This is a genomic window from Streptococcus hepaticus, from assembly GCF_043656315.1.
In the GTDB taxonomy this organism is placed as follows: Bacteria; Bacillota; Bacilli; order Lactobacillales; family Streptococcaceae; genus Streptococcus; species Streptococcus hepaticus.
On the sequence record NZ_JBINIY010000003.1, the window covers coordinates 58,206 to 71,136 of the forward strand.

At 43.0% G+C, this 12,931-nt stretch carries 12 protein-coding genes; 7 read left to right on the forward strand and 5 right to left on the reverse strand.

From position 1 onward, the window contains the following. Window positions 1-5 precede the first annotated feature (5 nt). The 3 genes from ACHUFA_RS04110 to aao form a co-directional block, all read right to left on the reverse strand. Window positions 6-1,622, reverse strand: a complete 1,617-nt coding sequence (locus ACHUFA_RS04110; RefSeq protein WP_394404993.1) for a hypothetical protein — start codon at window positions 1,620-1,622, stop codon at window positions 6-8. Further along, a complete protein-coding gene (locus tag ACHUFA_RS04115) occupies window positions 1,619-2,341 on the reverse strand; it encodes an ABC transporter ATP-binding protein (RefSeq protein ID WP_222347690.1) in 723 nt (240 codons plus the stop codon). Before ACHUFA_RS04115 ends, ACHUFA_RS04110 begins: the two co-directional genes overlap by 4 nt. Window positions 2,342-2,566: 225 nt before the next feature. After that, the gene (gene aao / locus ACHUFA_RS04120) at window positions 2,567-3,739 is read right to left on the reverse strand and encodes an aminoacetone oxidase (RefSeq protein ID WP_394404994.1); all 1,173 of its coding nucleotides are present in this window, start codon (window positions 3,737-3,739) and stop codon (window positions 2,567-2,569) included. 123 nt (window positions 3,740-3,862) lie between these two features. On the opposite strand from aao, the gene ACHUFA_RS04125 reads away from it, so the two are divergent. The 7 genes from ACHUFA_RS04125 to ACHUFA_RS04155 all read left to right on the forward strand — a co-directional run bounded on the left by ACHUFA_RS04125 (window position 3,863) and on the right by ACHUFA_RS04155 (window position 11,107). Then, window positions 3,863-4,360: a DUF536 domain-containing protein gene (locus tag ACHUFA_RS04125; protein WP_222347692.1), complete on the forward strand. Its 498-nt coding sequence runs from the start codon at window positions 3,863-3,865 to the stop codon at window positions 4,358-4,360. A 165-nt stretch (window positions 4,361-4,525) separates the two neighbouring features. Then, window positions 4,526-6,574 carry a BglG family transcription antiterminator gene (locus ACHUFA_RS04130; RefSeq protein ID WP_394404995.1) on the forward strand — a complete coding sequence of 683 codons (2,049 nt, stop codon included), beginning with the start codon at window positions 4,526-4,528 and terminating at the stop codon, window positions 6,572-6,574. After that, window positions 6,568-6,852: a PTS sugar transporter subunit IIB gene (locus ACHUFA_RS04135; protein ID WP_222347694.1), complete on the forward strand. Its 285-nt coding sequence runs from the start codon at window positions 6,568-6,570 to the stop codon at window positions 6,850-6,852. Before ACHUFA_RS04130 ends, ACHUFA_RS04135 begins: the two co-directional genes overlap by 7 nt. Before the next feature lie 30 nt (window positions 6,853-6,882). Next, window positions 6,883-8,226 carry a PTS ascorbate transporter subunit IIC gene (gene ulaA, locus ACHUFA_RS04140; protein ID WP_222347695.1) on the forward strand — a complete coding sequence of 448 codons (1,344 nt, stop codon included), beginning with the start codon at window positions 6,883-6,885 and terminating at the stop codon, window positions 8,224-8,226. After that, window positions 8,226-9,071, forward strand: coding sequence for a transketolase (locus ACHUFA_RS04145; protein ID WP_222347696.1), 846 nt, complete (start codon window positions 8,226-8,228; stop codon window positions 9,069-9,071). The genes ulaA and ACHUFA_RS04145 overlap by 1 nt, the downstream gene beginning before the upstream one ends. A 2-nt stretch (window positions 9,072-9,073) precedes the next feature. Beyond that, window positions 9,074-9,997 carry a transketolase family protein gene (locus ACHUFA_RS04150; RefSeq protein WP_222347697.1) on the forward strand — a complete coding sequence of 308 codons (924 nt, stop codon included), beginning with the start codon at window positions 9,074-9,076 and terminating at the stop codon, window positions 9,995-9,997. A 153-nt stretch (window positions 9,998-10,150) separates the two neighbouring features. After that, on the forward strand, window positions 10,151-11,107 hold the full coding sequence (locus tag ACHUFA_RS04155) for a glutathione S-transferase family protein (RefSeq protein ID WP_222347698.1): 957 nt from the start codon (window positions 10,151-10,153) through the stop codon (window positions 11,105-11,107). Here ACHUFA_RS04155 and ACHUFA_RS04160 read toward each other — a convergent pair. Together ACHUFA_RS04160 and ACHUFA_RS04165 are read right to left on the reverse strand one after the other, a co-directional pair. Beyond that, entirely contained in the window at window positions 11,102-11,833 is a 732-nt protein-coding gene (locus ACHUFA_RS04160) for an alpha/beta fold hydrolase (protein ID WP_394404996.1), read from the reverse strand. The two genes, ACHUFA_RS04155 and ACHUFA_RS04160, sit on opposite strands and share 6 nt — an antisense overlap. Window positions 11,834-12,062: 229 nt before the next feature. Beyond that, window positions 12,063-12,848, reverse strand: a complete 786-nt coding sequence (locus tag ACHUFA_RS04165; RefSeq protein WP_222347700.1) for an L-threonylcarbamoyladenylate synthase — start codon at window positions 12,846-12,848, stop codon at window positions 12,063-12,065. Between the last annotated feature and the right edge of the window lie 83 nt (window positions 12,849-12,931).

Here is a 12,931-nt window from a genome sequence, read left to right on the forward strand (position 1 = left end):
TTCTTTTATTGTTTCATGCGAAATGTTTTCGATGCTTTTTTGAGGAGAATGATATAACCAATCCCCACATAAAGCAGAAGTACCATGGAAATCCCAAGGATATAGAGGCTATTTGCGATGTGAATTCGTGTATTGAGGTAGGCAACCCAGTAGAGAGCACCGCTCAGGAATTTATAGAGGGGATTGGTCACTTCCATATCTTTTGTAAAAGGTTGAAGAATATAGTAGATAAAGAGGTCGTGGAAGGAAAAGAGGGCTGTCAAACTGGTAAGGAGTAAGGCTAGAGGAGCCGTGGTTGCCAATTTATATTGGAAACCTCCTGCGGCGAGACAAAAGAGGAACATGCTGAGAGCGGAGATTCCATTGTACTGAATAGCCTTGAAAAAGCGGTAACGAAAACCAGCTAAGATGGTTTTTCCTTCTCTGTAAAATGGGTAATGCAGCATGGCAATATCGCAATTGACAAAGACCATTTGGGCAATGGGACGTCCCATGGAACAGGCATACATCACCATAAAGAAGAGAGGCATGAACTCGATGAGTAGGCTTTCAGGCATGAAGTTTTTGCTATAGAGACTATAGCCGACTCCTGCCATCCCAACTAGACTGATACAAATTAAACGTGTCCGCAGTTGCTTCCAAAGAATGCTACGGTAGCGTTGGAAGAGCAGAGCATTGAGATAAGCCATACCAGAAAGATGGGACAGGTCTAGTTTGCTGTCTAGCGTCAGTTTTTCCTTCATCTGCAGCCCTTGGCGGGTATATTGATTGCCCGCCTTGATTTGTGCGACCTGTAAATCGGATGCCAGAGAATTTTCCATGTGACTGACTAAGAAGGCATCTAGTTCTGGGAAAGTTCGTAGATAAAGGCTACAAATAGGAATGAAAATGACTTGTAGCAAGAAAATGAGAAGTGGAAAAAGATTAGTAAGATGGGCTTGAAATAGGATGGTAGGAATGGCTAGGATATAGCCCGCTAGGCATATTGCCCACCAGAGATGAGTTTGATTTTTTGGTGAAATCTGATAGTGAAATACGCATCTACTTAAAGAATGCCCCAACAAGCTGCTTGTAATCGGAGTGAGCAAACCAACTAAGAGGAACCACCAGTTGTTAGCTAGAAGGCTAAAAACAATGAGGGCAGGTAGATAAAAGAGACTTGTTAGGATAGGCTGTAGCCAGATTTTTTGCAGGAGTACGGAGCGCCGAAGCAGTCGGAAATTATCCATAAATTCGCGATCTGCTTGTGGAATGCCGCTGGAGAATGAGCTACCCAACTGGAAGGAAAGTCCGATAACCAACCACCAAATCAGAAAACCAAGTAACCAAGAAGTGGAATGAAAGGTCAGCAGTTTATCATTTCCAGAAAGGATATTCGTCCAGAATACTCCAATTCCCAGATTGAGAGCAAGCCAGAAGCATTTAGCTAGAAAACGACCTGGTATGGACAGGATAGAAAAAAGGATGTGGAGTCCGGTTTTCAACCCTTCTGTTTTGTAAATGCTGGTAGGGCTTCTTTTACCGATGAGAGGGATTTTTCTGAGAAAGTAGAAAAAGCCATTCAGGGCTTTATAGGCATCGTATTTTTGCCGTAGCCAGTTTAGTTTAAGGAGTTGATTCATAGGCTTTCTCCTGTTTGTTTATCTGACAAGATATCCACAATTTCTTGCTCAAAATCTGCGTCGTGCAAACGGTCTGCTGGAATTTCCTGTAAGACTTGGTGGTGCAGAAGGACAATCTCGTCGCAGAGATCCTGAGCTAGTTGTAAAACATGGGTTGAAAAGATAATAATCGAATCTTTTTTTGCGGCACGAATCAGCTCCTTGAATTCGTGAGCAGCGACAGGGTCAAAAGAAGTGAGAGGTTCGTCTAAAAGAAGGACTGCTGGTTGGGCAATCAAAGAAGTGATCATCTGGACCTTATTTTGCATGCCGTGAGAAAAATCCTTGAGCAGGCGGTGTTGGTCTTCGGGTGCGATGCCAGCCAATAAAAGCCAGTCTTCTGGTCGACGCTGGTCTTTTAACTTATCCTTGTGAATATCCATGAAAAAGCGGATAAACTCATAAGCAGTCATAAAGGCAGGGAGTTGTGGTGTAGCTTGGCTGAGAGCGATGTCGGTATTGTCATAGTCTAGCAAGGAGGAGTGATCGTCCATTTGCAGGGAAATTTGTCCTCCATCTAAGGGTAGATTCTTGGCAATACAGTTGAAAAGGGTGGTTTTGCCAGCTCCGTTTCGTCCCAAAAGTCCATAAATTTTCCCTTTTTCAAAGCTGAAAGAAGCCTCTTGAAAGATAATTTTTTGATCAAATAGCTTAGAAATAGATGAGATAATGAGTTTCATAGAAGTCTCCTTTTGTTTTAATACTATCATACAATGAAAAATAAGAAAAATCAAGCGCTTTCAGCCTGATTTAAACTGTGAATAAGGAATTTTTTTGTTGACCCTTGGCATCAAAATTCTGGTCAGAAAGCTAGTCTGTCTACTTGAGGGGATTGCCCTGCATTAAAGTCGAGGAGTGCTTCTCCGATTGCTTGTCCGAATTCATTGACTTGCCTAGCTGTCTCCTTAATAATGTAAACTGCCTGCTACCCAGCCCGTGCAGAGGCAGTAGGTAATATTGAAGCCCCCTGTATGGGCGTTGATATCCAGCACCTCTCCTGCAAAATGTAGGCCGGGAATGGTCTTACTTTCCAGTGTTTTTGGATTGATTTCGGATAGGTCAACACCGCCCTTGGTGACGAAGGACTTGGCCAGAGACATCTTGCCTGTAATCTTGATAGGCAGGGATTTGACTCTTGATAGGAGCTCGTCTAATTGTTTGTGGTTTAGCTGTTTTATCTTAACATCATAATTTTCAGCGAAAAATTCGGCTAATCGCTCAGGCATAATTTCCTTGAGGGTATTTTTGACAGATTTTTCGCGATTTTTTTGGAAATGTTGGGCTAAATCCTCGGCAGAAATGTTGGGAATAACCTCTAGATAAGCTGTTTCGCCACCCTTGACAAAACTAGAAAGGCGTAAGGCTGCAGGGCCAGATAGTCCAAAATGTGTAAAGAGCAAATCATGGGTAATCTGGTGTTTGCCGTGGGTCAGAGCCACGTCATCAAGCGAAATCCCCTGTAACTTTTTATGTGGAAAATCCGTTAAAATCGGACTTTCAGCAGCTTCAATATCGGTCACTTTGAGTTTGAAATGCCGTGCGATGTCGTGACCAAATCCTGTAGAACCCGTTGAAGGATAGGACTTACCGCCAGTCGTTACGATGACTTGTGGAGCAGTAAAGACCTGGTCTGCTACTTTGACTTGGAAGAGGTCGTCGCTTTTCTTGACAGACAGGACCTCGGTTCCTGTCCGAATATCCACACCCAAGTCTAGCATTTTCATTTCGAGCGCCTTGATAATGGTCTGGGAGCGATCGGTGGTTGGGAAAACACGACCGTGGTCTTCAACTTTTAGTTTGACACCATTTTCTTCAAAGAAGTTCATAATATCATGGTTATCAAACTGTGAGAAAACACTGTATAGAAAACGACCATTTCCAGGAATACCAGCCAGTAGGTCTTCGAGGCTACCGTTGTTGGTTACATTGCAGCGGCCTCCACCTGTACCGGCTAATTTTTTACCGAGACGTTTATTTTTTTCAATTAAGAGAGTATTTTTTCCGTAAAATTTGGAAGCAATGGCTGCCATCATACCAGCAGGTCCTGCTCCAATAATGATTGTATCAAATGTATTCATGGGCTTATTTTACCATAAAAGGCATGAGAAAGCGTCTCAAATCCCCCTATATTTGACAGTTAATAGGGGTTGTGGTAAGATTTTAATGATAGAATCTAGAAATATCAAGCGATTGAGGAAATTATGGGAATTGAAAAAACGGTCAGCGAATTAGCTGAAATTTTAGGGGTCAGCCGACAAGCGATGAATAATCGTGTCAAATCGTTGCCCGAAGAATTTGTTGAAAAAAATGACAAGGGTGTGACGGTTGTCAATCGTGCTGGTTTGATCAAGTTGGAAGAAATCTATAAGACAACTATTTTCGAAGATGAGCCAATCAGCGAAGAAGTCAAACAGCGCGAGTTGATGGAAATTCTGGTTGATGAAAAAAATGCGGAAATTATTCGTCTTTACGATCAATTGAAGGCGAAAGATAAGCAGCTTGCTGAAAAAGATGAGCAGTTGCGTGTCAAGGATGTTCAGATTTCTGAAAAAGACAAACAGTTGGACCAACAACAACAGTTGACCTTGAAAGCCATGGCTGATAAGGAAACCTTGAAGTTGGAACTGGATCAAGCTAAGGCGCAAGTAGAAGAAGAACAAACGAAAAAGGGCTTCTTTGCAAGAATTTTTGGGAAATAAGTAGAGGGATGGGAAACCGCTCCCTCTTTTTTTGTTTTTAGAAGGACCTTATCTTCCCTGTTTGTCTGAGCACAATTGGGAAGGGGACACTCTGATAAGAGATTGGGCTCAAATGGACTAGAAAAGAAAAATGAAAAGGGTTACAATTTAGACAAGGAGAAGGAAATGATTGATCATCGTGCTATCGCCATCTTGATGGAATTATTTGGAAATCAAGAAATCAGCCTCTATGAACTGAGCGTTCAGACAGGAGTGGAAAAAGAAGGTCTGCTATCTAGTATGCAGCAAGTGAATGATTTGCTAGTAGATAATGGGTTTGCAGAGATTGATTTTCAAGCAGGTGTGTATCGTGTGCCAGAGAGCTTGAGAGATAATCAAAGTACCATTTTTGACTTGCTTCGAAGCCGAGAGGTTTATCTTTTTCAGGAAGAGCGAAGAGTTCTGATTTATCTTTATACCTTTATCCGTAAAGATTTTATTTCAAATATTCATTACCAAGATTTACTGAATGTTAGCAAAAATACAACCTTGACGGACATAAAAAATGTTCGTGAACTCTGCCACCAGTTTGATGTTGCCTTTCACTATACGCGTTCTCATGGCTATCACTTGGTGGGGCGAGAAGAGGATAAACATCGTCTAGCTTTTTATGCCATCAGTGATTGTCTGAAGTCACCAGTTGGTATTTGGGCTTTGGATTATATCCTTCGTGCCTGGGATGAGGTTGCGAAACGGGAGTGTATCAAGCAACGGAGTTTGCAGTTGTGTCAGTTTTATCAGCTTTCGCCTTTGGAAGACCGGCTAGATGAATTTCTCTATTTTCTCCAATTTTTGGCGATTCGAAGGAAGAGGGTCGAAGAAGAAATAGAATGGCAACAAGCACTCGTACCTCAGCCTATTCAAGATGTTGTTTCTCAGCTTTGGAAGCATTTGGAACAAAGTAGCGAGGGATTACCGAAGTTGACAGCCAACTGGACTCAGTATTTAGCTCATCGCTTACAAGGATGCTTGGAAGGTCAAGTTCTTAGAGGAGATCAATTTTTTTCAGACTTAACTTTATCGATTGTGGAAGAAATGGAGCGTCTGTCGCTCATTAGTTTTGAACGTCGCCAAGAGTTGATAGAAGGCTTGCAGAAACACCTAATTCCAGCCTACTATCGCTTGACTGCACGAACCTTCACCATCAATACTTACACGGAAGTGATAAAAGAAGAGCACAAGGATCTCTTTGAAATCGTCAAAAAAGCCTTGTCTCCTTTGGAAAAAGTATTGGGATTTACAGTTCCAGATAGTGAAGTTTCCTACTTTGTCATTCACTTTGGGGGATATATCGAAGCTGCTCAAGAAAGAAGTTTCCGCTATCGCGCTCTAGTCGTCTGTCCCAATGGTGTTAGTTCATCGCTGATTGTCAAAGAAAATCTGAAGCAACTCTTTCCAAATATATCCTTTGCAGATGCGCATTCGGTTGCAGGTTTTCAACAAATTCAGCAGAGCGACTACGACATGATTTTCTCGACAGTCAAACTTGAGACGAAAATGCCATTTTTCTTGGTTCCTCCTCTCATGAACCTGAGTCAGAAGAGAGAGTTGTTCCACTTGGTCAGTCAAGAATTTGCCAATGCTGGCTATTTTCCCATTGAAATCGAACAACTAATGACTTTGATTGGAAAGTATGCGACAGTTCATCGTGAACAGGCTTTGAAATATGAATTAGTCCAATTTTTAAATGAAAAATCCTATGAGAGAAAGGAAAGAAGTCCCATGTTAGAGGAACTTATCACAAAAGAAACCTATCAGTATAGTAGAGAGAAAATGTCTTGGCAGGAAGCGATTGCCTGCGCAGCGAAACCCTTATTACAAGATGGAGCCATTGAAGAATCCTACATTGGTGCCATGGTAAATAAGGTCTTAGAGTTCGGTCCTTTTATTGACTTAGGAAAGGGGGTTGCGATCCCACATGCTCGCCCAGAAGACGGTGTTCATCGAGTTGGGATGTCTATGCTCAAGCTAGAAGAACCAGTTTATCTATTGGATGATTCTAGCCATGAAATTCGTTTGATTATCTGTATTGCCGCAGTGGACAATCAAACACACCTTAAAGCTCTTTCTCATTTGACGGCGATTTTGAGAGAGCCAGAAAAATTGCAACAACTTGTCGAATCGACAGATTTCGACGCTATTAAAGATTTATTAAAGGAGGATACAACATGCTAAGAATTGGTACTGCATGTGGTTCAGGTTTGGGTTCAAGTTTCATGGTGCAAATGAACATTGAATCTATTTTGAAGGAATTGGGCGTTTCAGATGTCCAAGTGGAGCACTATGATTTGGGAGGAGCAGATCCGAGTGCAGCAGATGTGTGGATTGTTGGTCGTGACTTGGCTGATTCTGCAACGCACTTGGGGGATGTTCGCATTCTCAATAGCATTATTGATATGGACGAGTTGCGTGAGTTGGTCACTGCGATTTGCCAAGAAAAAGGTCTTGTATAAGAATAGGATTGCTCAAAAAGGAGAGAAAATATGTTAGATTTTTTAATTGATATTGCCAAGACTCCAGCGATTTTGGTAGCTTTGATTGCAATTTTAGGTCTTGCTTTACAGAAGAAATCGGCTTCAGACTTGCTAAAAGGTGGTATCAAAACATTTGTCGGCTTCATCGTCGTGGGTGGCGGTGCAACGATTCTACAAACATCTCTACAACCATTTGGTCAAATGTTTGAACACGCTTTTCATTTGAAAGGTGTTGTGCCAAATAATGAAGCTATTGTGGCGCTTGCCTTGGATAAATTTGGGACAGCGACATCTTTGATTATGTTACTCGGCATGGTCTTTAATATTCTCATTGCCCGCTTTACTCGCTTCAAATATATCTTCTTGACAGGTCACCATACTTTGTATATGGCTTGTATGATTGCCGTTATTATGACAGTGGCTGGCTTTACTTCAGCAGGCTTGATTGTCATGGGTGGCTTGGCGCTTGGTATTATCATGTCTATCTCACCAGCCTTTGTTCAAAAATACATGGTGCAGTTGACAGGAAATGATAAGGTTGCCTTGGGACACTTTAGCTCACTTGGTTACTGGCTCAGTGGTTTTGTAGGTGGTCTCGTTGGGGACAAATCAAAATCTACAGAAGATATTAAATTCCCTAAAGGCTTGGCTTTCTTGCGTGATAGTACCGTAAGTATTGCCCTTTCTATGTCTATCATCTATATTATTGTTGCTATCTTTGCAGGTGGCGGTTATATTGAAAAAGAATTGAGCGGTGGTACAAACAGTATCGTTTACGCTCTCCAACTCGGTGGTACATTTGCGGCAGGTGTCTTCACAATCCTTGCAGGTGTTCGTCTTATCTTAGCGGAAATCGTTCCTGCCTTCAAAGGGATTTCTGAAAAATTGGTTCCAAACTCTAAACCAGCTTTGGACTGTCCTATCGTTTATCCTTCAGCTCCAAATGCTGTATTGATTGGTTTTATTTCTAGTTTTGCTGGCGGTTTGGTCAGCATGTTTATCATGATTCTCACTGGTGGTGTGGTTATCTTGCCTGGTGTTGTACCTCACTTCTTCTGTGGTGCAACTGCTGGTGTTATGGGAAATGCCTCAGGTGGTATCCGTGGTTCAGTAGTGGGAGCCTTCATGCAAGGTGTGCTCATCAGTTTCCTTCCAGTCTTCCTCATGCCAGTCCTTGGTGACCTTGGTTTTGCAGGCTCAACCTTCTCAGATGCTGACTTTGGTTTGTCCGGTATTTTCCTTGGTAGCTTGGCTAATAAAGGCGGTGTGATGGCAGTCTCTATTGGTATCTTTGCAGTTCTTGGTATCATGATTGCCATGACTATTCTTAAGAAAGATAAGAAAGAGGCTTAATGATGAAGCAAGAGTTGAAAAAACTAGAAGACTTTGCAACTGAAATCCGTTACCATACACTTGCAACTCTCAATCAGCTAGGTTTTGGTCACTACGGTGGAAGTTTATCTATTGTTGAAGTTTTGACAGCTCTATATGGCGAGATTCTGGATATAACAGTCCAGAATTTCTCGTCTACAGAGCGCGATTATTTCGTCTTGTCGAAAGGGCACGCAGGTCCGGCACTCTATAGTACCCTCTATCTTAAAGGATTTTTTGACCATGATTTTCTATGGAGTCTCAATACCAATGGGACCCATCTACCTTCGCACCCCGACCGCAATCTGACACCTGGTGTGGATATGACAACGGGCTCATTGGGGCAAGGTGTCAGTGTAGCAACAGGGATTGCCTATGGACAGAAAATCAAGCAAAGTTCGCATTATACCTATACGATTGTTGGCGATGGCGAGCTCAATGAAGGGCAGTGTTGGGAAGCTGCTCAATTTGCGGCTCACCAAGAATTGTCTAATCTCATTTTATTTGTAGATGACAATAAAAAGCAATTGGACGGCACGACAGCTGAAATCTGTCAGACATTTGACTTTGTTGAAAAATTTGCAGCCTTTGGCTGGGAAGCTCTTCGTGTAGACGGAAGTGATATTGCAGCTATTGTTGCAGCGGTTAAGAGTCTGAAAGCAAGCTCTTCTTCACGACCAAAATGTATTGTGTTGGACACCACCAAGGGACAAGGTGTGCCATTGGTGGAAGAAATGGTCAGCAACCACCATTTGCGTTTGACGGACGAATTAGCAACTGAATTGGGAAAAGCTGCGGCTGATTTGGCTCAAGAAATGGAGGGATAAAGATGAGATCAGTGAAAGAAATGCGAAAAGTCTACAGTGATTTCTTGGCAGAGTTTGGTCAGAAAAATGAAACAATCGCAGCGATTGAAGCAGATTTGTCCAGCTCCATGTCCACCAATAAGCTAGGTGATGTGCTGGGCAAACGCTATGTCAATGTTGGTATAATGGAGCAAGAAATGATGGGGGTGGCTGCTGGTTTAGCCATTCAAGGTTTCAAGCCTTATATCCATACCTTTGGACCATTTGCTAGTCGACGGGTGTATGACCAGGTTTTCCTCTCTTTAGGCTATGCTCAGCTGCCAGCGACCATTATTGGCTCTGATGCGGGCGTATCTGCAGAAATGAATGGTGGGACTCACATGCCGTTTGAAGACTTGGGTCTAATGCGGTTGATTCCTAAAGCGCGTGTTTATGAAGTCAGTGATGATATTCAGTTTGCAGCGGTTTTGGAAGAAACCTTGGCTGGTGAATACTTGAATTACATTCGGACCATTCGTAAGGCGCCGACAGCCATCTATCAAGGTGGTGAAGATTTTAGCAAGGGATATTGCATTTTGCGAACAGGTACTGACGCAACCATTGTTGCCAGCGGTATTATGGTGGAAGAAGCCTTGGCAGCAGCAGATAGCTTGGCTGAGCAAGGAATCGATGTTCAGGTTATCGACCTTTTCCGTATCAAGCCGATTGATGCTAGTTTGACAGAGCACTTACTTGGTAAACCTGTCATCACAGCAGAAAATCACAATCGTATTGGCGGCTTGGGAAGCGCTATTTGTGAATTGCTTGCCTGTCAATCTCAGACACCAGTCTATCGTGTTGGTGTTGAGGAAGCATTTGGACAAGTAGGAAAAATGGACTATCTAAAAGAGGTCTATGGCTTAACAGCTCAAGCCATTGTCCACCAAGTCAGTGCAGCTTTGAAATAAGAAAAATAGCCGGGAATAAGAGTTCCTGGCTTTTTTGCGAGTAGGGAGGAGCAGAATATCTGTAGTGGGGTTTGGGAAGCATGTCTTTCTAGAGGAGTTTATCCTTGTAGAAATCAATATATAGTGGTAATATAAAGAAAAATGGAGGGAACTATGGGACTTTTAATAGACGGAAAATGGGTAGATCAGTGGTATGATACCAAGAAATCAGGTGGTCGTTTTGTGCGGACCAATGCTCTCTTTCGCAATTGGATAACGGCTGACGGATCGGCTGGTCCGACTGGTGATGCTGGTTACAAGGCAGAAGCAGGTCGTTACCATCTTTGTGTGTCATTGGCTTGTCCTTGGGCGAGTCGGACCTTGATTATGCGGGCTTTGAAGGGCTTGGAAGAGATGATTTCCGTATCGGTTGTGCACCCGCTCATGCTGGAAAGTGGTTGGACTTTTGCGGACGGTCCAGGTGTGGTTGCAGACCCGATTTTGGGTGCGGATTATTTGCATGAGATTTATACTCATGTTCAGCCTGACTATACGGGGCGCGTGACGGTGCCGGTTCTCTACGATAAAAAGACAGATACCATTGTCAGCAATGAGTCGGCGGATATTATTCGCATGTTTAACTCGGCTTTTGACCAGATTGGTGCAAAAAAAGGAGACTATGCTCCTGAGAATTTGTTGGTTGAGATTGATGAGGTCAATGCCAAGATTTACAACGCAGTCAATAATGGTGTTTACAAGGTTGGTTTTGCGACAGCGCAAGCCGTTTATGAAGAAGAATTGAAAAAACTCTTCTCAGCCTTGGATGACTTGGAAAATCAGCTGAGCCAGCAAGATTATCTAGTTGGTAATCAATTAACGGAAGCGGACATTCGTTTGTTCACTACTTTGGTGCGCTTTGATTCAGTTTACTATGGTCATTTTAAATGCAATTTTAAGCGTCTGGTAGACTACCCAAATCTATGGCGCTATACCAAGCACATTTACAATCTGCCAGGGGTTGCGGAGACGGTCGATTTTGACCACATCAAGCAACATTATTACGGCAGTCACAAGACCATCAATCCTAATGGAATTGTCCCAGTCGGACCAATTTTGGACTGGACTCTATGATGTCATAAAAAATTCGCGTATAGCCTGAGCAGTTTGCTCAGGTTTTTCTGTATGTGGAGAATGACCGCAGTCCAGGCTGGTATTGATGTGAATGTGGGCGGGCACCTTTGCCAACATATCTTTTTTGATGGCTGGACAATCTTTATCAGACTGAGCAATCAACAATGTTGGGCAGGTAACTTGCGGGAGAAGGTGTTCAAATTCACGCTGCAAGCGGATGAGAGCAAGCACACTTTCTTTATTGAGATGGAAATGATATGCATTTTCTTGCCAGATAAAACTGTCACGTAGGGCGTTTTCAAGATGTATTGACCAGTAGGGAGCTGTGGATTTTTCTTGTTCAATGAGGGTATCCATATCTGTAAAGGTTGTCTCTTCTAGAAAAGCAGCCGTTCCTGCCAAATCCCCTTCCAAGGACTCAAATTGGTCAAACTCGAAATAGCCTCCATCCAATAAGACTAATTTTTCCAGCTGTGGAAATTGAGCGGCCAGATAGGGAGCGAGATTGGCCCCCATAGAATGCGCAATGAGGGAAAAGGGCTGGTCAGTGTCAACTTGTTTGGCAAACCAGGCAGTTAATTCCTGCGGAGTGGTCACGAGGTCATCAAAATTTTCCTCATGCCCTGGTAAATCAATCACAATCAGCGGATGACCTAAATATTCTTCTAAATCTTTTGCCTGGTGGCGATTTTCCCCTAAACCACCTAAAAAATAAATCGTTTTCATGGGAATAGTATAGCAAAAAAGAGAGGGTGTGACAAAAATCGGGATTTCGTAGAAATTGATTTTGTTGTCACACCTCCGCACAGGTGCCTAGATTGGTCGAAATTACTTGCGATATAAGGGATGAGAGCAATCAGTCACCTACTGCGTCAAACTGTTAAAGATACAAAAGTTAGAGCCCGAGATAAAAGTCTCAGGCCCTAATTGGGGTTTCTAACTTAGTTAGCGAAGATTAGTAGTATTCTCCTTGGCGGTAGTTCCAAGAATTAAAGTGGTCGGAGAGGTGCATCATGATTTTATCGATGTCAAGGCCTTTACGGATGACCACTGGGCAAGGCTCAATCGAGCGGCTGTCAGCCCCTTGTTCAGGGATGAGCTTGCCGTCAGCGTCAACCATTGAGACCATAACGCCCTGCTCGTAGCGCGTTTCGATGGTTTTATCTGGTTGGATAGAAGCGACATAGTCATCTGCTTCGATCACCAAGTCGACTTTTGACTCGATACGTTCACCGATTCCTTCAACTTTACCGCGGTTTCCTTTACCAGAAGGATTAGCAGAAGAAGCGTAGACCATGCGTCCTTCTTTCTCCCACATTTCCTTAGCAATTTGCTCACCAGCCACACCGAACTTGATGACAAAGCAAGAAGTGCCACGAACATCGGTCATGAGTTCTTCACGGCCATCGCCATAGGCTTTAAGTTTTTCGTAGGCTTCCGGTTTCCAAGGTAAGATACAGCCTAGGAGAATGTCCTCGTCCCAATGTTTTTGGTAGAAGGCGTCAATCTCGGGAGTTAACTGTGCCAATTCGCGTAATTCTTCCATGCTCCCACAGAGAACAACTCCGGGTTTGTTGCGTTTGCGTTCTTTTGCGTCAAATTTGCGCTCCAAACCAGCCTTGTCAGCGGTCATGATAATGTAGCCAACCTTAGTTGGGCAAACGATCACACCACCCTGCCCTTTAATAATCTCATATCCTTCTTGAGAAAGATTTCCATCCCAATGAATGTGTCTTGTCATAGCAAATCTCCTTGACTAAATTTTCAGATAATTCAATCGTATCAGAATATTTTAAAAAACACAAGTCTGTTTTGGAAAAATCT